The sequence below is a fragment of the Pontibacter sp. SGAir0037 genome, assembly GCF_005491705.1.
GTDB lineage: Bacteria > Bacteroidota > Bacteroidia > Cytophagales > Hymenobacteraceae > Pontibacter.
Map to the genome: position 1 here is coordinate 903,848 of NZ_CP028092.1, position 23,653 is coordinate 927,500.

The 23,653-nt window shown below is 46.2% G+C and carries 19 protein-coding genes; 15 read left to right on the top strand and 4 right to left on the bottom strand.

All coding sequences use genetic code 11. From position 1 onward, the window contains the following. The first annotated feature begins 32 nt into the window (after positions 1-32). From ctlX to C1N53_RS03650, 3 genes are all read left to right on the top strand, one after another. Positions 33-965 (top strand): citrulline utilization hydrolase CtlX, encoded by a 933-nt coding sequence (gene ctlX, locus C1N53_RS03640; RefSeq protein ID WP_137758027.1) that lies wholly within the window; start codon positions 33-35, stop codon positions 963-965. Positions 966-1,162: 197 nt separating this feature from the next. Further along, positions 1,163-2,770 carry a T9SS type A sorting domain-containing protein gene (locus C1N53_RS03645; RefSeq protein ID WP_137758028.1) on the top strand — a complete coding sequence of 536 codons (1,608 nt, stop codon included), beginning with the start codon at positions 1,163-1,165 and terminating at the stop codon, positions 2,768-2,770. A 164-nt stretch (positions 2,771-2,934) separates the two neighbouring features. Next, positions 2,935-3,840: an AEC family transporter gene (locus C1N53_RS03650; protein ID WP_137758029.1), complete on the top strand. Its 906-nt coding sequence runs from the start codon at positions 2,935-2,937 to the stop codon at positions 3,838-3,840. Between the two features lie 84 nt (positions 3,841-3,924). Here C1N53_RS03650 and C1N53_RS03655 read toward each other — a convergent pair whose 3' ends face one another. Further along, the gene (locus C1N53_RS03655) at positions 3,925-4,560 is read right to left on the bottom strand and encodes a hypothetical protein (protein ID WP_137758030.1); all 636 of its coding nucleotides are present in this window, start codon (positions 4,558-4,560) and stop codon (positions 3,925-3,927) included. Positions 4,561-4,698: 138 nt separating this feature from the next. On the opposite strand from C1N53_RS03655, the gene C1N53_RS03660 reads away from it, so the two are divergent. Then, positions 4,699-7,314: a cellulase family glycosylhydrolase gene (locus C1N53_RS03660; protein WP_240773375.1), complete on the top strand. Its 2,616-nt coding sequence runs from the start codon at positions 4,699-4,701 to the stop codon at positions 7,312-7,314. A gap of 44 nt (positions 7,315-7,358) precedes the next feature. Here the strand turns inward: C1N53_RS03660 and C1N53_RS03665 are convergent, their stop codons facing one another. Next, positions 7,359-7,889, bottom strand: a complete 531-nt coding sequence (locus C1N53_RS03665; protein ID WP_137758031.1) for a CopD family protein — start codon at positions 7,887-7,889, stop codon at positions 7,359-7,361. Positions 7,890-8,015: 126 nt separating this feature from the next. Further along, entirely contained in the window at positions 8,016-8,252 is a 237-nt protein-coding gene (locus C1N53_RS03670; protein ID WP_137758032.1) for a hypothetical protein, read from the bottom strand. Positions 8,253-8,677: 425 nt separating this feature from the next. Here C1N53_RS03670 and C1N53_RS03675 point away from each other — a divergent pair, with 425 nt between their 5' ends. From C1N53_RS03675 to C1N53_RS03715, 8 genes are all read left to right on the top strand, one after another. Beyond that, positions 8,678-10,936, top strand: a complete 2,259-nt coding sequence (locus C1N53_RS03675) for a Tex family protein (protein WP_137758033.1) — start codon at positions 8,678-8,680, stop codon at positions 10,934-10,936. Positions 10,937-11,332: 396 nt separating this feature from the next. Further along, positions 11,333-12,088: a hypothetical protein gene (locus tag C1N53_RS03680; RefSeq protein WP_137758034.1), complete on the top strand. Its 756-nt coding sequence runs from the start codon at positions 11,333-11,335 to the stop codon at positions 12,086-12,088. 312 nt (positions 12,089-12,400) lie between these two features. Next, positions 12,401-12,841, top strand: coding sequence for a hypothetical protein (locus tag C1N53_RS03685; RefSeq protein WP_137758035.1), 441 nt, complete (start codon positions 12,401-12,403; stop codon positions 12,839-12,841). 4 nt (positions 12,842-12,845) lie between these two features. Next, complete coding sequence (locus C1N53_RS03690; protein WP_137758036.1) at positions 12,846-13,931, top strand: toxic anion resistance protein; 1,086 nt, start codon at positions 12,846-12,848, stop codon at positions 13,929-13,931. Between the two features lie 175 nt (positions 13,932-14,106). Next, positions 14,107-14,943, top strand: a complete 837-nt coding sequence (locus C1N53_RS03700) for a hypothetical protein (RefSeq protein WP_137758038.1) — start codon at positions 14,107-14,109, stop codon at positions 14,941-14,943. 89 nt (positions 14,944-15,032) lie between these two features. Continuing rightward, positions 15,033-16,220 carry a glycosyltransferase family 87 protein gene (locus C1N53_RS03705; RefSeq protein ID WP_137758039.1) on the top strand — a complete coding sequence of 396 codons (1,188 nt, stop codon included), beginning with the start codon at positions 15,033-15,035 and terminating at the stop codon, positions 16,218-16,220. Continuing rightward, positions 16,217-17,155, top strand: coding sequence for a glycosyltransferase family 2 protein (locus C1N53_RS03710; RefSeq protein ID WP_137758040.1), 939 nt, complete (start codon positions 16,217-16,219; stop codon positions 17,153-17,155). The genes C1N53_RS03705 and C1N53_RS03710 overlap by 4 nt, the downstream gene beginning before the upstream one ends. A 2-nt stretch (positions 17,156-17,157) precedes the next feature. After that, entirely contained in the window at positions 17,158-17,934 is a 777-nt protein-coding gene (locus C1N53_RS03715) for a polysaccharide deacetylase family protein (RefSeq protein WP_137758041.1), read from the top strand. Positions 17,935-17,968: 34 nt separating this feature from the next. Here C1N53_RS03715 and C1N53_RS03720 read toward each other — a convergent pair whose 3' ends face one another. Continuing rightward, positions 17,969-18,649 carry a hypothetical protein gene (locus tag C1N53_RS03720; protein WP_137758042.1) on the bottom strand — a complete coding sequence of 227 codons (681 nt, stop codon included), beginning with the start codon at positions 18,647-18,649 and terminating at the stop codon, positions 17,969-17,971. Positions 18,650-18,870: 221 nt separating this feature from the next. Between C1N53_RS03720 and C1N53_RS03725 the strand changes: the two genes are divergently transcribed. The 3 genes from C1N53_RS03725 to C1N53_RS03735 all read left to right on the top strand — a co-directional run bounded on the left by C1N53_RS03725 (position 18,871) and on the right by C1N53_RS03735 (position 23,227). Then, positions 18,871-19,503: an HAD family hydrolase gene (locus C1N53_RS03725; RefSeq protein WP_137758043.1), complete on the top strand. Its 633-nt coding sequence runs from the start codon at positions 18,871-18,873 to the stop codon at positions 19,501-19,503. 250 nt (positions 19,504-19,753) lie between these two features. After that, on the top strand, positions 19,754-22,336 hold the full coding sequence (locus C1N53_RS03730; RefSeq protein ID WP_137758044.1) for a serine/threonine-protein kinase: 2,583 nt from the start codon (positions 19,754-19,756) through the stop codon (positions 22,334-22,336). Between the two features lie 63 nt (positions 22,337-22,399). Continuing rightward, positions 22,400-23,227, top strand: coding sequence for a PP2C family serine/threonine-protein phosphatase (locus tag C1N53_RS03735; RefSeq protein WP_137758045.1), 828 nt, complete (start codon positions 22,400-22,402; stop codon positions 23,225-23,227). Positions 23,228-23,653 lie beyond the last annotated feature (426 nt).

Sequence of the window (23,653 nt, forward strand, 5' to 3'; positions counted from 1 at the left end):
GTGCGTATAGGTTACCATTCTTAAAGTAAGCTATGAAGCAAGTGACGAATACAGTGCTCATGATAGAGCCAACGAATTTTGGGAATAACCCAAGAGGGGAAGAAGTAAACGAATTTCAACAGGATATAACAGGACTTACACCCGATCAGGTGCACGATCTGGCATTACTTGAATTCCGGAATGCGGTGGCGCAACTAGAGGAGTTAGGAGTAGAAGTGGTGGTGTTCAAAGACGAAGTCGATTCTGAAACACCGGGTTCTATATTCCCAAATAACTGGTTTAGCACGCACCGGAGCGGACAGCTGGTAACCTACCCTTTGGCCCCCGAGGGCAGGAGGGAAGAGCGCAGAAGCGATATAGTGGCTTTTCTGGAAGAGCAGTGTGGCTTTTGGGAGCACCTGGCCCTGGAGATGTTTGAGCAGCAGGACGATCCTCGTTTTTTAGAAGGTACTGGCAGTATGGTGTTAGACAGGCAGAACAAGGTGGCGTATGCTGCCATTTCACCCAGAACCGAGGAAGAGCCCTTGTTTCAGTTCTGCGAGATTATGGAATATACACCTGTTACGTTCAGAGCTACCGGTCCTAAAGGCGATCCGCTGCTGCACACAAACATGATTATGAACATGGGTGACGGCTTTGCTATTGTTGCGCTGGATGCCATACATGAGGAAGACGTGGAAAAAGTACGGAATAGCCTGCTCAATTCTGGTAAAGAGATCATCCAGATTACCAAACAACAGGCTTTCTATACTTTTGCCGGGAACATGCTGCAAGTAGAAAATAAGGCAGAGGAAAAAATCCTGATCTTATCCAGGACTGCCTATTACTCACTTACAGAAGACCAACTAACCCGGCTAACCGATCATAATGATCACATCCTGCCACTGCCGATACACATCATAGAAAAAGTAGGGGGCGGTAGTGTGCGGTGCATGATGGCAGAGATCTTTAAACCTGACAGGTAAGGAATGCCTGCATCATTACAGCTAAGCGGGCAGAGGGTACGTTCTCTGCCCGCTTAGCTTTTTAAAAGCCTGCCTTCCAGCAGCTGCGCGTAAGAAAATGGAGCTAATACCCGTAAAATGCTGTTTCGCTGCAACTTTTCCTCTGATTTCACTTAAAGAAGGGAATACACATACAGGTTGCTTAAATTCTTACCCCTATGAAAATAAAACGTTTACTAAACAAACCCTTACTGCTTTTTACGCTCGCAACTGGCGCAGCCATTCCGCTAGCTCAGGCTCAGACAACTCCACCTGCCGCAACTGTTACCGTTAAAATAGACGTGCCCGAAAGCATGCGTGCCGCACCTTTTAATGTAGATCGTTTTGCAACTGTGCCCAAAGATTTTTCGCTGGAAGTATACGCACGCGTAAGCGGAGTCCGGTTTATGGCAGTTGCCCCGAACGGAGATTTATTTGCTTCAGTGCCTGGTGAATCTGATAATAAAATTAAGCTTATCCGCGCCAATGAAAATGGTACTGTGCAAGACTTTGATTATGCGACAGGTCTGCAGCACCCTCACGATATTGTTTTTCACCAGATTGGAGACATCCAATATATGTATGTGGCCGAAAAGAACCAGATCAGCAGGTTTGTGTATAAAGAAGGAGAAACCCGTGCAGGAGCGCGTGAGGTCATTATCAGTAATTTGCCCGATGAGAGCCTGCCGGAGCTAAAGGGAAATTACGGGCACGTGCTTAAAAACATTGCCATCGACAGCAATCATAAGATTTATGTATCCATTGCTTCTACCTGCAATGCCTGCGAAGCGGATACCAAAAGCGATCCCAAGCGTGGTGCTATTTACCAGTATAACGCCGATGGCAGCAACAGACGGCTTTTTGCCGAAGGCATACGCAACGCGGAAGGACTGGCCTTTCTCCCGGGCACAAACGAGCTGTGGGTGGTGGGCAATAACCGCGACTGGATTCCATATCCGCACAATGATAACACCGGCAGGTACGGGCAGGTGCTTCAGGCTTATGTTGACAACAACCCTCCCGAGATATTTACCAAAGTGCGCGACGGCGGAAACTATGGCTGGCCTTTCTGTAACCCGGACGGTTCTCAAGGCATGAATAACATGCCCTACAACAAAGACTACGATACCAATAAAGATGGCGAAGTAGATTGCGATGAAATGGACAGAGCTACGAAGGGAATTGCGGCACACTCCGCACCCCTCGGACTGATATTTACACAGGGTACTCAAATGCCACAGCTGTACCGCAATGGGGCGATTGTGGCATTGCATGGCTCCTGGAACAGAGATAAAAAGACAGGCTATAAAGTAATATACTACCCATGGAACAGCCAAACGCAAACACCCGGCGACCACATCGACCTGGTAGGTGGTTTCCTGAACAGCGATTCTACCGTAGCTTATGCCCGTCCGGTTGATGTGGCTGTTGGCACAGATGGCAGTTTATTTATATCAGACGACGCAACCAAATCAATTTACAGGCTCACCTACTCGGGCCCTGTAGCATCAGCTAAGAACGATGAACTGGAGCGGGCGCTTACCATTTATCCTGTTCCCGCAGAAGGAGATTTAAAGATTGCACTGAACGGGCTCAAAAGTAAAGAGGTGAGAATTACCATGACCAATGCCCAGTCGGCTAATGTAGTGGACGAAACAAGAGCAATTAGTTCAGGTGAAAACAACCTGCTGGTTGATACCTCTAAGCTGGCCAACGGGGTTTATTTTTTAAGTATATTTTCTGACGGTGCCCGGGTTGTACGGAGGGTTGTGGTGAGAAATAAATAAGAGCTTCAGATTATAACCGGTATAGTACAGCCTTTACTAAATTTCAACATTCAAGCGAAAGCCTTAGCTCCGTATGCAGCTAAGGCTTTACTTTGTTACCAGACAGGCAGGTGGTGCAGGTAGTTTATTTTCTAATCTTGTAAAGCGTGTATACTAGCCATTAAATGAGCAGTCTGATACTATTATTTTTATGCTTGGGCCTGGGCCTGGTACTGCGAAACGTAAAAGCATTTCCTGCTACTACTGCCGTAGCACTGAACCAGTTTATCATTTATATCTCTCTGCCTGCTCTGGCGCTTTATTTCATCCCGGAAATCATTATCGACAGCACAGTGCTGTTACCGGTTGGGGTGGCCTGGATCTGTTTTGCAGGTTCTGCTCTTATTTTCTATACTCTTGGTAAAATCTATGGCTGGTCCCGGAAATTAACAGGCTGCCTTATCCTGATGGCAGGTCTGGGAAACACTTCGTATGTCGGATTTCCCGTGGTAGAGGCTTTGTATGGTATTGATGGTCTTAAAACAGCCATATTGGTAGATCAGCCTGGCTCGTTCATGGTTTTGTCTACGCTTGGTATAGCTGTGGCAGCGGGTTTTTCGAAAGGTGGTGCCAGTACAGCGCTGATAGTCCGGAGAATTGTCACCTTTCCGCCCTTTATTATGTTTGTGCTGGCGGTCGCTATGAACCTGCTTGGCCTGACATTCCCAGACGTGGTGAAAGAGGTATTTGAGCGATTAGGCGGCACGGTTACGCCCCTGGCCTTGGTTTCGGTGGGCATGCAGCTACGGATCGAGCGCCGCAGCAAGCACTGGCGCTTTGTCGTTATGGGGCTACTTTACCAGTTGCTTTTGGCTCCTGCACTTATCTATCTGCTCTATGTGGTGGCACTGGGAAACAGGAGCGAGGTGGTGCAGATCTGTGTGATAGAAGCTGCCATGGCTCCCATGATCACCCCCTCCATTGTGGCGGCCTCCTATGGTTTAAAGCCCCGGCTCGCCAACATGATGATCGGCATCGGCATTCCCATCTCCTTCATCACCCTGGCCTTCTGGTACTGGATGGTTATATAAATTTGAAGATTTGAAAATAAAAAAAGAAATTAATCAGCACATTTCCTCATTTCCACATCTTCAAATCTCCACATCTCCACATCTTTACTCCGGTTCCTGGTAGGTGTCGAGTTTGATTTTTTCGATTTGCAGGTAGTTCTTAAACTGGTGAATCATCTTATCCATTTCCCGTTCTTTCTGATCGAGGGCAATAACTTCTTCGTTGCTTGTTTCCAGCACTGGCTTCAGGCGGGACAAGCTATCCTGCAGCTGTGTGATGGCTTCTTCGGTATGTTCTACAACAGCCTGGTTTTGCTGGGTTTCCAGGCTTTGTTCGAGCTCCCGTATATACAGTTCCAGAAAAGGAACCATGTCCCATGGGTTATTTGGGCGGTTCCAGGTGAAGGTGGTGTTGCAACGGCGGCAACGATAGGTATTGCTGCGCCAGCCATGCTCATTCGTGGCAGTGCCGTTTCGTTTCAGCATATCTGCCTTCTGGCATTTCGGGCAGTACGCATTATCTTCTATGATTTTAGAGAGCCGTTCCCTTTTATCCAGTATGGCAGCACGGTTAGCCGCATGGGTCAGCAACTGCTGCTCAAGATTATGGCAGGCGGTTGTTAGCTGCTCATGCTCCGAACTCAGTTCACCTGTGGCTATCAGGTGCTGGGCACGCTTGCTGAAGAAATGAATCAGTTTGATTAACTCTCTTTCGTTTGCTTTCAATGCTGGCTGTTTCATGTAGCAAAGGTACATAAAAACAACAAGAGATGCTTGTGCCGTATAAGGCCGCAGCCAAGGCTGCAACAGAGCCCAAGTACGAATGCTTGATTTTTTCTTTATCTTGGAAGCCAAAAATGTTTAAATGCCCGAAGGGTTTTGACTATACCAACTTACTTCATCATGATTCTGAAGCAACTGCAATTGATGCCAGTATGGCTAATTATATACCTCTGTCTTACGTCCGCTTCTGTATTAGCCCAGAAAAAGAGCCAGGGAGAGCCTGACCAGGTATATGTAGACAGCAAAGGGATTTTACGCTGGAAAAAATCAAAGCAGGAAGCAGCTTTTTTTGGCGTAAATTATACTGTTCCTTTTGCTTACGGTTACCGTTCGGTGAGGGCAATGGGCATTAAACCGGAGCAGGCGATTGAGCAGGATGTGTACCATATGGCCCGCCTCGGGTTTGATGCCTTTCGGGTGCATGTGTGGGATACCGAAATTACAGATACCCTGGGAAACCTGCTGGAGAACGAGCACCTGCGCTTGTTTGATTACCTCCTTTATCAGTTAAAAGAGCGCGACATTAAAGTAATGCTGACTCCCATCGCTTTCTGGGGCAACGGGTACCCGGAGCAGGATGAGGCAACGCCCGGATTTTCTCACCGCTACGGCAAGCAGAAAGCTTTGCTGAACGAAAGTGCCTTTAAAGCCCAGGAAAATTACCTGAGGCAGCTTTTGAACCATGTAAACCCTTATACCAAGCTTCGCTATAGTGCCGATGCAAACATTATCGGTGCAGAGGTTAACAACGAGCCACACCATACCGGTGCAAAAGAACGTGCAACTGAATATGTTAACCGAATGGCGAATGCCTTAAGAGCCTCGGGGTGGAGCAAACCCATATTCTATAATATAAGCGAATCTCCCCGTTATGCCGATGCGGTTGCCAGAGCAAAAGTAGATGGCTTCAGCTTTCAGTGGTATCCTACAGGCTTGGTAGCCAACTATACCATACCCGGAAATTATCTGCCTCATGTCGATAAATACCAGATTCCCTTTGATACCATTGCAGCCTTTGCGAACAAGGCGCTTATGGTATATGAGTTTGATGCCGGTGACGTGCTGGGCTCTTACATGTATCCTTCTATGGCTAAAAGCTTCAGGGAGGCAGGCTTTCAGTGGGCTACGCAGTTTGCCTACGATCCTATGGCAACAGCTTATGCCAATACCGAATACCAGACGCACTACGTTAATTTAGCCTATACACCTTCCAAAGCCATTAGCCTGCTGATTGCCTCAAAAGCTTTCCATGCCATTCCCTTACGGAAAAGCTTTGGCACTTATCCAGCCGATAGTACTTTCGGGGCATTCCGGGTAAGTTATAAGCAATCGCTAAGCGAGATGAATACTGCCCAAGAATTCTATTACTCTAACAGCACCCGTACAAAGCCTGTAAACGCCGCTAAACTGGAAAAGATAGCAGGTGTGGGTACTTCGGCAGTGGTACAATACAGCGGAACAGGTGCCTATTTTATAGATAAGTTAGAGAATGGGGTCTGGCGTTTAGAAGTAATGCCCGATGCGGTACACATACGCGACCCGTTTGCAAAGGCTTCTCCTGCCAAAGAAGTTACCCGCATTCAGTGGGAGTTGCAGGAGATGCATATTGCTTTGGCCGACCTTGGAAAAGAATTTAGCATTCAGGCTTTAAATCAGGGAAATACTCGAAAGGCAACCGCCCTTAACGGACAGTTCCAGGTGATGCCCGGATCTTACCTGCTGCTCCGGAAAGGAAAAAGCTATGGCAAAACCAATACAAAAGTGGGAAGTGTGGCGCTGCACGAATTCGTGGCACCACAGCCGCTGGAAAACCGTCCGTTTGTAGCACATCAGCCTTTACACGAGGTGTCAGCCAACAGGCCCTTTAGCATTAAAGCACAGGTAGCAGGCATTTCGCCAAAAGCCAAAGTGGCGGTGCAACTCAGCAATACAGCTGGCATGTACAAAACAGTAGCAATGGAGCAGAAGGAGGCGTATTTTTATGAAGCTACAGTGCCTGCCGATATAGTTATACCCGGTGCCATCCAGTATAGGGTAATGGTGCAGGACGAGGAAAAACACTACACTTTTCCGGGTGGTTACGAAGGCGATCCCTGGGCTTGGGATTACTACCACCAGGATGCATGGCAAGTATTTGTAGCTTCTGAGAAAGGAAAGCTGCAGCTTTTCAACCCAACCACCGACCGTGCTGTATTTGTATATCCAAACCTATGGAAAAGCGATGAAAGGCAACTTATTACAGCAGAAAAGTCAGGTCAGTTGATCCTGAAGCTAACAGCAAAAGAATTACCGCAAGAGGGGGTATTGGGTTTTCAGTACTATATCAAAGACAAGATGTCGGGCAGAGAAAATGAGTTGAATGGTTTCGGTAAACTGCTCATCAGAATGAAAACAAACGCTACATCTGATACCGAGGTAAAAGTGGGGCTGATTAGCCGGGAAGGAATTACATATGCTGCCCGTGTAAAGGCCGGAGAAAACTATCAGGATATTGAAATTCCTCTAAATGCACTGCAACCAGCTGCCACCATGTTACTGCCGCGCCCTTACCCAGGTTTTCAGCCATTTTGGTTCGAGGGAAAAGCCAACCATCAGTTCGAGCTGAAGCATGCTGAAAAGCTTGAGGTTAGACTAGAGCAGTTGAACAGGAACAACCGTACTGGTGCAGCAGCCCTAAGCTTTGAGGTAGAAGCGGTGTGGCTGGAAAAATAAACTGTCTATCTTAAGTCTATACCTGCATAAAGAATTATACAATGTCAGGCCTTTCCCCTGACTCTTTTGTATATCCTGATCGCCAGCATGAGTATAGCCGAGAAAAGAATAAGTCCGATAATGCCCCAAAGCATACTGAGCGAGTTTTTCAGGACTACCAGGAACACAATGCTGAACAGGAAAAGTGTAGCTACCTCGTTCCACACCCGAAGCTGGGTGGAGGTGTAGGATATAATGCCTTTTTGCTGCTGACTGAATATGCGGTGGCAAAGAAAATGGTAAACATAAAGCCCAACTACAAAGCAGATTTTCCAGACAAGCCACGTAGGAATGCTGCCATAAAGGTACAGCATGGTAGGTCCGAAAATAAGGGTTAATATAGCTGATGGCCAGGTAATGCCATACCAGAGGCGCTTCTGCATCATGCGGAACTGAGCCTGTAGCACGCTTTTTTCCGGTTCAGGTTTTTCTTCTGCCTCAGCAAAATAAATGAACAGGCGCACAATATAGAACAGGCCTGCAAACCAGGTTACAACAAAAATAATGTGCAGGGCTTTAACGTAAAGGAAGCTCATAGCTTTAGCAATCGGGTTTTTGCAAAGGTACGTGTTCTGGCAAAAGAATTTCTTATCAGCACATTCTTTCTGTTACTGCTGCATCTCCCAATAGTATAGTTGCAGGCTTCCTGTTGCCCCCTTGATTTAAACGCTCACTGAAACAGGCTTCAGTTTAAGCTTTGGCCTGAAGAGTAACCACAGCAGGGCGCCTATTATGCTGCTACCGGAAAAAAATACCAGCGGCACTATCAGCCAGCCAAAAACACCTCTTCTCTCTGCATCATAATAAATCCAGGTAAGTACAAAAGTGACCAGCACCAGGTAGATCCCTATGAGCAGCAAGAGGATAAAATGGGATATATCTAAAGAATGAATTTCCATTTTGAGCAAACGTTAAAATGTAAAGCCTCTGATAAAGAGGCTATTTGGTTGTAGCGATTATTCACAAGAATTGTTTAGCACTATTCCTGGATAGAGCTAAGGTGACTTAAATTTTAAATTTGAAAAGCTGAAGCAGCCTGTGTATGATCCGCCTGAACGAGGCCTGCTGAAAAGGCCTTGGGCAAGAAAAGCAGCTGGCAAAAAATGGATTCCTAACCTACACGTTTATAAGGGCTAAGGTCTATTTTTTTAGCAGACAGTGCTGTGGTTTTTCCGTTTCTGCCAATAAAGCTTAAATTTGGCTTTTAGATACCTGTTCTAAAGCAGAATAGGAACAAGTGCTGGAGGCGAATGTGGGATGAATCTTAAGCTGTTTCTTCTATAGCCCCTCCCGTTTGGAATGATATTATCCTTTATTTTCATACATGGAATTAAATCTTGATCATCTATTAAAAATTGCCCAGGAGCTTACCATTACCATTAAGCAGGTGCAGGCGACGGCAACATTATTAGACGAGGGCGCAACTGTACCCTTTATTTCCCGCTATCGAAAAGAGGCTACAGGCTCTCTGGATGAAGTGCAGATTGCGGCAATACGCGATAGGCTGGAGCAGCTTCGTGAGCTGGACAAGCGCCGCGAGACTATCCTGAAATCTATCCGCGACCAGGAAAAGCTTACGCCGGAACTGGAGGCCCAGATCTTGGCGGCCGAAACCATGGCAACCCTGGAAGATATTTACCTGCCATACAAGCCAAAGCGTCGTACCAAGGCAACTATAGCCCGTGAAAAAGGGCTGGAGCCACTGGCGCAGCGCATTTTCGAACAGGAAAGCTTCGATGTTACGGCAGAAGCTGCTGCTTATATTTCAGAAGAAAAAGAAGTAAAGGACACAGAAGAAGCGTTGGCAGGTGCCCGTGATATAATGGCGGAATGGATGAATGAAAATGCCGATGCCCGCGCCGCCATGCGCCAGATTTTCGAAAAGAAAGGCGTGTTCAAGAGTCGGGTGATGATGGGTAAAGAAGAGGAGGGACAGAAGTTCAAAGATTACTTCGAATGGGAAGAGCCTATCGAAAAAGCCCCTTCGCACCGTATTCTGGCTATGCGACGTGGTGAGGCCGAAATGGTACTCATGCTGAGCGCGCAGCCCGACGAAGAAGATGCACTGGCAAAACTGGAAGATCTTTTTGTGAAAGGCAATACGGCGGCATCGGAGCAGGTACGATTGGCTGCCAGAGATTGCTATAAGCGTTTGCTGAAGATGAGCATGGAAACAGAGGTACGCCTGAGCTCGAAGAAACGTGCCGATGAAGAAGCCATTCGGGTATTTGCCGATAACCTGCGCCAGTTGCTGTTGTCTTCGCCGCTCGGGCAGAAAACAGTACTTGCCCTTGACCCCGGTTTCAGAACCGGCTGTAAGCTTGTGGTGCTTGATAAACAGGGAAAGCTGCTGCATAACGATACAATTTACCCGCACACAGGCCAGGGAAAAGCACAGGATGCAGCTCAAAACGTAAAGTACCTGGTAACACGCTACGAAGTAGAAGCGGTGGCTATCGGAAACGGAACAGCCAGCCGCGAAACCGAGGCTTTTGTAAAAGGTTTGAACCTGCCTAATACAGTGCAGGTGGTTATGGTAAATGAAAGCGGGGCTTCTATTTACTCTGCTTCAGAGGTGGCACGACAGGAGTTCCCGGATCAGGATGTAACGGTTCGTGGAGCAGTTTCTATTGGCCGCAGGCTAATGGATCCGCTGGCAGAACTGGTGAAGATCGATCCGAAATCTATTGGTGTTGGCCAATACCAGCACGACGTAGACCAGTCTGCACTGAAGCACTCGCTCGATGATGTGGTGATGAGCTGTGTAAACGCAGTAGGAGTAGAGGTAAATACAGCCAGCAAGCAACTGCTGACCTATGTATCAGGGCTTGGGCCTGCCCTGGCGCAGAATATTGTTGACTTCCGTAACCAGAACGGTCCGTTCAGCAGCCGTGCCGAGCTTAAAAAAGTACCTCGCCTGGGAGATAAAGCCTACGAACAGGCTGCAGGCTTCCTGCGTATCCGGGGTGCTAAAAACCCTTTAGATGCTTCGGCAGTTCACCCTGAAAGTTATGGCATAGTAGAGCAAATGGCAAAAGACCTGGGCGTAACGGTGCAGGACCTGATGCAGCGCGACGAGTTGCGTAAACAGATCAACCTTAAAAAATATGTAACTGATACAGTAGGACTGCCAACCTTGCAGGATATTGTAAGCGAATTGGCCAAACCGGGTCGTGACCCACGGCAGACTTTTGAGGCTTTCAGCTTTACCGAAGGTGTAAATGAAATGACCGACCTGCGTGCAGGCATGAAACTGCCGGGTATAGTTACTAACATTACAGCTTTCGGAGCTTTTGTAGACATTGGAGTGCATCAGGATGGGCTGGTACACGTGAGCCACTTGTCCGACAGGTTTGTAAGCAATCCGCATGATGTGGTAAAAGTAGGGCAGAAAGTAGAGGCCACTGTTCTGGAAGTAGATGTAGCCAGAAAGCGTATCTCCCTGTCTTTAAAAGGAGATCCTGCCGCGGCACGACCTGCCGGAAGCAGTGGCGGTGGCCGTAAAGGTAATGCTCCTAAAAAAGAAGAAGAACTGGACGATTTCCAGTCGAAACTGGCAAAGCTGAAGGGTATGTTTAAATAACATACAGCAGCTATCAGGTGCAAAAACGCCAGAGTCCGCCATTAGATGGCGGGCTCTGGCGTTTTTGCATAAGAGCTTTTCAGTTGCAGGTGCTTTATTTAAAGAAACTGCACCCCAAACAGCAATGCAAGGCTAAGATTTTGTGCTTGAATATAAGTAGATTAATGTGCTGAGAGCAGCAAGTCATATTTTTAACGCAAATTTTCAAGGTTATTATTTCATTAAGAATTTCCAACTATGTAATTTTGGACCGAAATACGGATTTGGTCTAATGTGTCAATCAGCTGTTCAATAAATAGTAAGGGGAGGCCCTGAGCAGTTGTACCTGAAATGACCTGGTAAGAGAGCCGGTGCGTGTTTTTAATAATTAAATCCACTTTTTATCAGATCAAGATCATGAAACAATCTATACAAACAATTCATCATGATGCAGCTGCCGTAGCTTATAGCTCACGAAAAGCAGTGCTGCTGATGGGACTGAAAGTTCTGGTTTACAGCCTGGTGCTGGCCGGTGTTACCCAAATTATCCTGCTTGATGCACAGGTACAGGACGAAGTGATAAAGTTTTCGGAACAATCTTATACTGAGTATGCACAGGAGCTTTTTCTGGCCCTGTCGGTGGCTTTATTTTATCTGAGCGTGCGTTTATTTCCAAAGCAGGCGGCAGTAGGGCACCTGATGGGCGGCTTTTTAGGAATGGCGCTTATACGTGAATATGATGCTTTCCTGGATGATCATGTAGCAGATGGTGCCTGGCAGGTGATGGCGTATTCTCTTGCTGCCCTAACCGCTTTCATGGCCTATCGTGAACATAAGCAGTTTTGGAAGCAGCTGGAAGGCTTTATTCAATCCAGGGCGTTTGGTATTATTATAACAGGAATGATTATTGTTTTCATCTTCAGCAGGTTGTATGGGAACACCCATCTCTGGAGTTCAGCCATGGGAGAAGATAACTATAGGCATATTGTTACCCGTGCCAGCGAAGAAGGCATTGAGCTACTGGGCTATGCCATTATCATGCTTGGCGCTTTAGAGCATATTTCCTTTCTGAGAATGTCCATGCAAAAGAAGTTAAAGAAGGTGTGGCTGAAAAAGAAGCAGCAAAGCCGGCGTAAATTTTATGTTTCTCCCCAGGCTCCGGATAAAGTTTAGCATATAAAAGGTTATATTTCTTTAAGCGCCCGTGGTTCATTTCTGTATCCGCGGGCGCTTTTATTTTCCAGTTTAGCAGTAAAATCCTGCTTTATCGCGGGCAAAGGCGCTGCCAAAAAACCTTAATTTCTTCTGCTCTTTACAGTATTTGACGAAAAAAAAGTATATTGTACATGAAAACGGGAAGCAGCAGATGCTTTGTGAAGAAGATTCCTTTCCTGAATAATGTTGCTTTTCATATGAAAGGGTGCCCCGGCCTGTATTTTAAGCCGGAGTAGTTGTGACAAAGTTTGATTTGAAACAGAGGTGCTTATGGTAATTTTTTTAACAGCTCTGATTGCTGCATTTCTGGGTTATGTTTACGGACAATATATAAAGCCTAACCAGCGCCTGCAGCGGGTAATAGCAGAAACAAAAGCCAAATGCATGGCAGCGCTTGCCGAAGGTAACAAAGGCGTTTACAAGACAATAGTTACCGATCATAACGACTCTTCGGAGCTGGTAGTGGAAGTTAAAGAACTGGCTGTTACGCAAAGTGGCCAGGTGAAAGTACAGTACCTGAGTGCTTTTTACAAGAACCCGAATTTCAGAACCAAAAAAGGCGAAGCTCTCCTGAAAGAGGTGCACGGCCTGCTGGGTGAGTACCTGCCATTAAACGAAATAGAATGGTATGAGACATCTGAAAGACATGAGAATATAAAGAAATACCTACATTCGCTAGATCATCAGCATCAGGACCTACTCGGAAAATAACGCCATGGAAAATAAAGAAATCTCAATTGCCGAAAATAAGGAGCAGATTCAGCAAAAAGCGCTGGCTATCTCTAAAACAATAGACCCGGAAAAGCCCGAGAGCCTTACCAACTTTGGGGTGGAAACGCAACAGAAGCTGGGCTACTACTCCAATGAGCTGCTCACTAAGGTAAAGGCGAAGGATGCTGGTGATGCCGGCACTGCCATTAATGAGCTGCTGGCCCAGATCAACATGATCAAAGTGGATGAAACAGAGAAGCCCGGCTTCTTTTCCCGCCTTCCTTTTGTAAAAAAAGTAGCCGACAAATCGAAGCAGCTTGCCAGCCAGTACAACTCTATTTCACAGAATGTGGATGATGTGGTGGTGAAGCTTGAAAAAACCCGGCAGAGCGTAATGAAAGACACCACCAGCCTGGAGGTGATGTTTAAGCAGGCGGTGGAGTACATACATGAAGTGCGTGCTGTAATTGCGGCCGGAAAGATGAAGATTGAGGAAATAGAGCAGCAGACCATCCCACAGCTTCAGGCCGAAGTTGAAACAAGCGGGCAGGATGAACTGGCGGTGCAGCGGCTGAGCGACATGATTGCTTTTAAAGAACGCCTCGAGAAAAAAGTGCACGATTTCACGCTGTCGCACACCATTGCTACCCAGTCGATGCCGCAGATCCGGATGTTGCAGACAACAAACGATGTGCTGGCTCAGAAAATACAGAATTCTATTGTAACAGTAATTCCGGTATGGCGCCAGCAGGTGGCCATAGCCCTGGGGCTGGAGAAGCAGCGAAAAGCACTGGAGATTCAGAAAAAAGTAACTGATACCACCAACGAGATGCTGCTGAAAAACTCGCAATTACTTAAGACAAACGTAGTATCGGCTGCTAAAGAAAACGAGCGGGGCATCGTAGATGTGGAAACACTGAAGAAGGTAAACCGCAATATGGTGGAAACACTGGATGCAGTGCTTAAAATATCGGAGGAGGGAAGCCGTAAGCGTGCCGAGGCCGTAAAAGAACTGGCAACGGTGCAGGAAGAACTGAACAGCAAAATTATCGGCACCTTCAGTAAATCGAAGCAGATCGAGGTTGAATAATGGCAGGTTCTGATAAATATACAATCAATAGCCAGAGGAGCGTCTTAACAGAAGAACAGGACGCTCTTCTGGATTTGTATATTCAGCATTTAGATAATTTTTTTGAAGATATCAAAAAGAGCGAGAAAATTCAGGTCGAAATAGAGACACTGCACCTGAAACGAATACTGAAGAAATGATAGACTTTATGCGCTCCCTATTCGGTCTGGGTGGATCGTCTGGTAATAGAAAGGTAGTTGGGAATATCGTGAGTGTCGATCTGAAAGATGTAGCGCATATTAAAGAATCTAACTCCAGGCTGACTATTCTGCAGAACCTGCAGATAAGCTATAAAGGCACACCGCACGAGCAGAAGTTTAAAGCGGTGTATGAGCGCACCAAAGACATCCATTCATACCTGGTTTCCAATAACAGGGCGCACGAGCTGGAACTGTTTCATCTTCAGCATACCGATCACTTTATAAATACGTATACCGTCATACTGGAGGTATACCAGCGGCATAACGGCATTCCGACATCCCGCGAAGTAAGGCAGCAGTTTCTGGAGAGTAAGCCTGAAAAACCGCAGCATGTTGCAGAACAGGTACAGGTGCGCAGCAAAGCTGAAGTCCGTACCTTACAGGAAAACGTAAAACGCCTGAACAGCCAGCAGTCTGCAGCCCAAACCCTGACAAAATCAGAGGTAACAAAGCTGGTTGCCCCTGATATTGCCATCCATACTTATTCTAAAATCTTTTATGTAGATGAAAGGGCTTCGGATGAAAAAGCTACCAGGGAAATAGGTTTTACCTCTTCTAAAGAAGAGAAAGAAGCTTTTCTGTCTTATACCTCTAATCGCCTGGGCATCTGGCCTGTTTCATACTTTGGCAATGCCATGGTTACATTACCAGCCAAAGACGGAACTACAACAGCAGGCTATGTGCCCATTATTCACTGGAATGGCTTTACCTACGCGTTTGATATCCTGGACTGTCGCCTTTTCCCTGTCAGGATGAACCGGAAGGGATTTTAAGCCAAAGGCACTTTTCAGCCTGAAATAATTCAAACCAAACTGTTTGCAGATGTACTGAAATTGAATAGGTTTGCGGAAATTTTCCACCTATGCCCGGAGTACCTTTAGAGAGGCTGAAAGCCTTTCTTATCAGCATGCGCTTTGTCTTTATTTTATATAGCTTGTTAGCCATTGTAACAGCTGTTAAGCAATTTATTTCGGGGCCCGCATCTTATAATAACTATCTAATCTATAAATACACTTTCTGGCATAGCCTGCAGGGGCAAATATTGTATGGGGGTTACCCGGAGGAATACTTCGACAGCAACCATTATGGCCCGGTTTTCGCACTTTTAATGACTCCTTTTGCTGTTTTGCCCGATGGTATTGGCATGGTTCTATGGAACCTGGCGAACGCTCTCCTGCTGGTAGCAGGTATTTACGGCCTTCCGCTCTCCACCGCCAAAAAGTCTGTTATTGCTTTTATCTGTGCTCACGAAGCCTTGGGGGCCTTATTAAGTTTCCAGTTCAACGTTGGCCTGACAGGACTTATGTTACTAAGCTTCTCCTATACGATCAAGCAGCAGGAAACGAAAGCCGCCGTAGCCATTGCAACAGGTACGCTCATAAAACTTTATGGCATTGTCGGGCTTGCCTTTTTCTTTTTCAGTAAAAATAAGATTCGCCTGATTATCAGTGGCGTAATAGCACTGGCCATTCTGTTTGCGCTTCCGATGGTGCTGCATTCTGCCGCTTTTACAGTACAGTCGTATGCCGACTGGTATAGCAGCCTGGTGCATAAAAATGCTCAGAATGTGTCCGGCAACAGCATGCAGGATATTTCGCTGATGGGGCTTGTACGCCGCATCAGCGGCAATCATGAGTTACCAAACACCTACTTTTTACTAGGCGGCATACTGCTGTTTGCCTTGCCTTACCTGCGCGTGAAGCAGTACCAGTATACAGCCTTCAGGCTGATGCTGCTGGCGTCCACGCTGATATTCGTGGTGATTTTCAGCAGCGGTTCTGAGTCCCCGACTTACATCATCGCTTTTACAGGTGTGGCTATCTGGTTTATGATCCAGCCACAGCCAAAATCAGCCTGGGTGATCGGCCTGTTTGTATTGGCGCTACTCCTGACCAGTTTTTCACCTTCTGATCTGTTTCCGAAGTTTATCCGGGAGAGTTATATCAAGCCTTACGCTTTAAAGGCTTTGCCTTGTGTGCTGGTATGGCTGGTGATTATTTACCAGATGCTCCGTAACGATTTTAAACAATACTCCCTTGCCGCTTCATGAAGAAACTGGTATCTGTTGTTGTGCCTGCCTATAACGAGGCAGCCAACATCTGGCAAATAAGCAAGGCAATTGACCAGGTTTTCGAATGCCTTCCGGCTTACGACTATGAACTGATCGTGGTCAACGACGGAAGCACCGACGAAACCATGCAAGTGATCGGTGAGATCAAAGCGTTAAACCCAAAGTTCTTTTACCTGGAATTTTCTAAGAATTTCGGACATCAGCTAGCTGTAAAAGCAGGAATAGATCATGCCAAAGGCGACTGTGTGATCAGCATGGACTGTGATATGCAACACCCTCCCGAGATGATCCCGGAATTGCTGGCGAAGTGGGAGGAGGGATATGAAGTGGTGTATACCATCCGCAAGGAAGACAGGCGCTTATCCTACACCAAGCGAATCACTTCTAAAATGTACTATAAGTTCATCAACTCGCTTGCAGATATCGGCCTGGAAAGCGGTTCCGCCGATTTCAGGCTGATTGACAGGAAGATTGCCAATATCATGATGAACCTGCAGGAGAACGAGCCTTTCCTGCGCGGGCTCTCCCGTTGGGTAGGCTTCCGGCAGTATGGCATCAAGTATGATCCGGCAAAGCGTTTTGCAGGCAAAAGCAAGTACACTTTAAAAAAGATGCTGCGGCTGGCCTTACATGGTGTCACATCTTTTTCAATTCGTCCGCTTTACTTTGCCGCCTACCTGGGGCTGACATTTTCATTATTGTCTTTGCTGTACGTCCCATACGTTATGTATAGCCTCTATACCGGTTCAAAAGTATCGGGATGGGCCTCTGTTATCATGACCATTGTTTTTTTTGGCGGGCTGCAGCTTTGTATCCTGGGTATCATTGGTATATACATCGGCAAAATGTTCATGCAAACCAAAGACAGGCCCAATTACATCATCCGATCTACAAACATTACATTATACAGGTAACCGTGATTTTACTGAGCTTTGATATCGAGGAGTTTGATATGCCATTCGAGTATGGCAAAGACATATCCTTTGCCGACCAGATCAGCATTTCTGTTGAGGGTACCACCGCTATTCTGGACCTGCTGGAGAAACACCAGGTAAAGGCCACCTTTTTCAGTACGGTTACTTTTGCCGAAAATGCACCAGCCCTCATCAAACGTATCGTAGAAAGCGGCCATGAACTGGCGTCGCACGGCATGTATCATTCCGATTTTAAGCCGGAGCATCTGGCACAGTCAAGAAAAGCGTTGGAGGCGCTATCAGGGCAGGAGGTGCAAGGTTACCGCATGGCGCGTATGATGCCTGTAGACGAAGCAGAAGTAGCCAGTGCCGGGTATACCTATAACAGTTCTATTAACCCTACCTGGTTGCCAGGCAGGTACAATAACCTGAGCAGGCCCAGAACGTTCTTTAAAGAAGCAGGAGTGTGGCAATTGCCTGCCTCGGTTTCTCCCTTGCTTCGGTTCCCTTTGTTCTGGCTATCGTTTCACAACCTGCCGCTCTGGCTGTACCAGCGTATGGCAGCAAAAACCTATAAAAAAGACCAGTACCTGAACATCTACTTTCACCCGTGGGAGTTTACCGACTTAACTGATACAGAGCGATTTGGTTTTCCGGGATATGTACAGAAAAACACCGGAGCCAGAATGATTCAGCGGATGGATCAGTTTATTGCCTGGTTAAAAGGGAAGGGCTATCCTTTTGCAACTACCCGGGAGTTTATTGCGAAGGTTGTTTAAGGCAGGCAGGTAGGAAACCGGTCGGTTTTTTATTCTATATTTCACCTGAACCTCTTTCCTTATTCAAAAGTGCATCCACCAGTGCTTGCTGCCCTTCATCATAAATAAGTTCTCCCTTTTGCAGGAATTTGTTAGCATCCAGCAGTACTTCATAAATGGGAGTATGCATATGCTTTGGAATCTTATAGAGCCGCTCGTCGTGCTTATCGAAAGGTGTGGCGACTTTCGAGTTGTACAGGTATGGGATCAGAATTTTTGAACAACTGATGGCGATGCGGTGAATTTCATATTCCTCAAAGTACACTTGTAAACGCTCGTTGATGTTTTCAAAGAATTCTATTGTTTCACCCAGCCTCACGCGCGAACCAGCTCTGGACTTTCCTTTTGTTTTCAGGTGTTTGATCTGGCTCTTTCCCTGCTTTTTCCGCACCATATAAGAGCGGAAAACCTTATGATGCAGGTTCTCCCCATCCTCAAAATACCCCATTGCGCAGTTACCGGATTGAACAAGTAAGATAACATAATGTACAGGTCCGGCTGTTGGTGCACCCGGTGGCGGAAAGGTAATGGGTAGCCTGAAGTGGAGCAGTTCAAGCTGGCTTTCATCTAAAAGCGTAATCTTGTGCTTTTCAGGGTTATAGGTTGTGGGGTAGGAGGATGCCTGTATATTCTGTAGCAGTTGTAAAGAATTATCCAATGAGAGGAATCTGTTCATAAAGTTTGCAGTCGCATGAGCAAGTCAGGTAAAATAATCTGTTTCAGGTACTTTATAGGTATGGTTTTAAAATCTAGTTTCGGCTTTGGCTGCAAAGATACCAGCACGAACGAATTCTGTTCCTTTCATGGAATTTCCTTCCTTTCTTTTATTTACCCTACCTTTGTCCGAACCTGCTGCTACCGGCAGAGGTATCTTGATAATTAAAAACAAAAGTACGAATGTTAGAAAATACAGACAGCATCATATTTGACCTGGACGGAACACTTTGGGATTCTACAGCTATGGTGGCAAAAGCCTGGCAGGCCGGAATTGACCAAGTGGATTATGTAACAGATAAACTCACACAGGCAGATATACGGGCTACAGCCGGGATGCCCTATAGTGCCATTTACGACAAGCTTTTCCCTTCGCTGCCAAAAGAGAAGAGTGAGGAGTTTCGTAAGCTGTGCGGTAAAATAGAGCTGGAGTACATGAACCGGTATGGCGGCGAATTGTATCCGGGACTGGAAGAAACGCTGGAGTACCTGCAGGGCAAGTACAGATTGTTTATCGTGAGCAACTGCCAGACCGGGTATATAGAAGCTTTTTTAGCTTACCATAACATGCAACGTTTCTTTACCGGACACCAGTGTTATGGCACCAAAGATCAGCCGAAAGCAGAGAATATAAAAGATATTATAGCAGATTACGAGCTGAAGCAGCCCGTATATATAGGCGATACCATGGGAGATTATGAAGCGGCCAGAAAAGCCGGAGTTCCTTTTATACTGGCAGATTACGGTTTCGGTACGGTTGAAAATGGCTGGGAGGCGCGCCTTCAAAGCCTGGCAGATTTAAAAACCATCTTCTAGCATTACAGGAATAGGTTTTAAACAAAGAGCTGTGCCCTGCATGGCTCTTTGCATTTTAAGCTTACCGCATTGGAATAAATTGCCTCACCTGTTTCGCGCTACTACCTACTTTTAGGTATTCTTTCCAAAAATCTGTTCTCCACATTTCAAATTAATGGTTTGCTCCATAAATTGTCCCATCATCGGAGTCTGACTCTGCTAGAATTACTTCTTTCCCAGCGACAATTCATATTCGTTATATTTTTATAAAATGGACTTCAGGTCAAGGTATAAGTATAATCCTAAAGAAGATCTATTAGGTAAAGGCGGCTTTTCACGTGTGTTTAAAGCTGTTGATGTGCTTTTAGAAAGAGAAGTAGCTCTCAAGGTCTTTAATTCCGAACAAAGCGCCAAGTATGATCTTATTACCGAAATAAAGAAGGTGATACGATTTCAGCATGAAAATTTGTGCCGGTATTATGATGTGGCCATTCTGCCAACTGTAACAGCTTTTGGAGAAGAAGAGCAGGTGCAGGTGGGAGTGATGGAGTACCTGGACGGAGGAGATCTGAAAAGCTATCTGAGCCGTCATCCGCAGTACTTAAACAAGCTTTTGGCAGATGTACTGCAGGGACTATACTACCTGCATAAGAAGCAGATCATCCACCGCGACTTAAAGCCTCAGAACATCCTGATCAAGCTGGAGGAAGACGGCCCTGTTGCTAAAATCACTGATTTTGGTATCAGTAAAGCACTGGATGAATTGCAGCAAGACAATAACTCTGCTTTAATGGGTACGGTGGAGTACATGGCTCCGGAGCAGTTTAACCCGCAGAAGTATGGCTTGAACGGACAGATTACGACACAGATTGATTTGTGGAGCTTTGGCATTATGGTTTACGAACTGATTGCTGGTCATAGCCTTTTCGGCAGCCGGTCGAAGCATACCAGCGCTGAGCGCGTAATGAGTAACATACTGGGGGAGGAGTACCTGGAGAAGTTAAAGATATTACCTGAGCCCTATAACGAGATTTTAAGCCTATGCCTGGTAAAGAAAGTCAGCGACAGAGTTAAGTCTGCCGATATTCTGCTTAAAATCTTAGATAAATCTTTTTCTGGTAATTTATCTTCATCCAGTATTATCATAAGTAGTGCTGCGTTAGGTGATGGTGATGAAACGATGGTGATCGGCCAGGCTTTGCCTGCTCCTAAACCGGCTGAAGAAGATAATGCAGCAGAAACTCAAGTGATTGAGTTGAAGAAGCCTGCTGCTTCTGCTTCTGAAGAGAAAAGTAACCTGGTGTATCATAATGAGCCTCAGCCAGTAAAGAAAGTAGCGGCAGATACGCCGGTAGTCGCCAAGGCAGCCCCTGTGGTTTTGCCTAAAGTGGAGGCTCCTGCTCCGGCAAAGGTGGCAGCGCCTGAAGTACTCAAACCTGTTCCTGCTCCACAACCCGCTGCTGTTAACGCTAGGCCTGTAGTTGCAGACCTATCAGAAGAAGCAGTGGCTAAAGCAGGGCAGCAAGAAAAGCCTGCACCAGTAAAACCAGCACCTGTTGCTGAAGCAGAATCCAAAAAAGAAATTAAGCCTGCCGCTGAACTTGCACCTCCGCCAGCAGTGCCAGCGCAGCCTGTGGTGGCAGAAAAACCAGCACCGGCACCGGCACAGGCCTTAGTTCAGGAAGCTTCTCCACAAACCCCGCAGGAGGAAGTGAAAGCTGCTGCACCGGCCAGAATACAGCCGGAGGCGGCTGCAGAAGCAGCTTCGGAGCAAAGGAAAGAAGATTCAACGGAAAAAACTGAATCCGCAGAAGCTCCTGTGGCAGAACCTGCTTTGGTTTCTGAAGTTTTAAAAGAACAGAGCCCGGCTGAAAATGCCCCGAAAAACAAGAAGGCTAAGAAAGGCAGTAAAGCGAAGCAAACCGTAACGCCGGTTGTGCAGCCGGCTCCTGCCGCAGTAGAAGTACCTGAACCAAAAGCCACCGCAACGGCATCCCCCGCTCCAACAGCTCCGGCAGCAAGCCCTGTGAGTAGTGCCGCAAAGCCAGCAAAAAAGAACCTTACGCTGGTTTACGGTGCGGTAGCGGGAGTAGCTTTGTTAGGTATGGCAAGCTTCTTTATGTTCTCCGGCGGAGATGAGGCTGCTGCAAAGTCGGGGATTACAGCCAGTGAAATGCCTGTTACACCAGATGCGGATGCCTCTGCGGCAACAGTAGCGGTTACACCTGCTGTCAAAGCTTCTGGTGCTGCAACATCAGAGAAAGCAGCTGCCGCATATGTTTCTGATCTTGTGTTGTATAAGGGCAGCAAAAATGAATCTGTGTATACCGGCTATGTGAAGAACGGGATGCCGGACGGGAAGGGCGAGCTGACATTTAAGAACGGGGCAAGCTACAACGGCTCATTTGTAAAGGGTGAGTACGACAAAAGCGGCACCTATACAATGACAAACGGTGTATCCTGTAAGCTGCAATGGAACAAAGGCAAAGGTATTAGTGCCACTTTACAATATCCAAACGGCAGTGTATACAAAGGCGCTTTTGTGTTGGAAGAAGGCAACTTCTACGAAAACGGGAAAGGCTCTATGACCTGGGCAGACGGAAATAAATACGTCGGGAACTGGGCAAAGGGAAAAAAGACAAACGGTACAATGTACTACAGCGATGGGACCATGTATAAAGGCGACTTCGTGAGCGACAAGCGTGAAGGAAAGGGTAAATTTACCTTTGCTGATGGAGCCTGGTACGAAGGAACATTCAAGAATAATGAGTTTAACGGCACGGGTGAAAAGTATAACACAAACGGCGAACTTATAGAAAGTGGCACCTACAAAAACGGACTACTGGCTCAATAAGTAATAGAGGAACACTTACCTGCCCTTAAAGAACATTTTCTGACTCTTTGATACAAACCTACTATGCCCTTACCTAACAAAGTATACACGCTTCACGAGATAGGCGGAAGAAAGAATAATGAAGATGCTGTCTGGCCTGCTCCGGGAGATGGCCCATATCCTGATAACCCCTTGTTCATGGTTTGTGATGGTGTAGGAGGCAATTCTCACGGCGAAGTGGCTTCAGAGTTTGCCTGCCGTTACATAAGTGAATACTTCAATAAAAACCTAAAGTCTGAAGACCAACTGAACGTCGGGTTCTTAGAACAGGCCAGGGAGTTTGCGATGGAGAAATTTCGACAGTACATCGCCGAGAACCCGGAGGCGGAACGCATGAGTACGACGCTTACACTGGCTTATTTAAAAAAAGACTCTGTTTTCCTGGCCTGGTGTGGCGACAGTAAAATATTCCAGCTCCGAAATGGCAACGTAATTTACCAGTCAGAAGACCATTCGCTTGTAAACGAATTAGTAAAAAGAGGCGAAATTACTCCGGAAGAAGCAGTCACGCATCCGCAACGCAACATTATTACCCGCTCGTTGCAGGCTACAGAACCTTATTCTGAAATGCAGACGGCAGAGCTAACAGATGTGAAGGAGCATGATTATATACTATTGTGCAGCGATGGTGTTACAGAGAATATAACACCGGCCAAACTAAAGTTTATACTGGCATCTGAACCGGAGGAGGATTTGCTGGAACAGTTCCAGCAATATTGCTACGGCAAGACCAGAGATAATTATTCTATGCAACTGATACAGCTCTCTTTTTCCAGGGCGGCCGTACCTGGAACGGCTCCTGTTAAGAAAGAAGGAGGTTTTAAAGCATTTATTAAGAGGTTAGTTAGCTAACTGAATCTAATCCACTTTCGCTGGTGTGTCTATAGAGGCATGTGTACATCTACTCGGCAAGATTTATAGCTTTTGCTAAACCCAGGTGCTATGTGAGCAATTTAGGCTTCTGAACCTGTGCCTGAAACTGTAATATAAACTTTTGCTGCTTGAAAGACAGATGGATATAATACAAAATTGTTGTACATAAGATTATATATAATATTTAATATATTTAATTAAATTATTTTTATGTTGTAATCCTGTACCAGTTAGAAAATACCTAATATTAGGTATTTTCTAACTGGTACAGACGCATGTATATTTGAGTTTTTATTAGAGGTGTTATTTACACCACCCGGCTAACCGCTCTTTACATAATAACAGGTGTAAATTACTGTGATCATTAGCATTAAGTATTTTTTTTAGAATTTGATTTAGAGATGA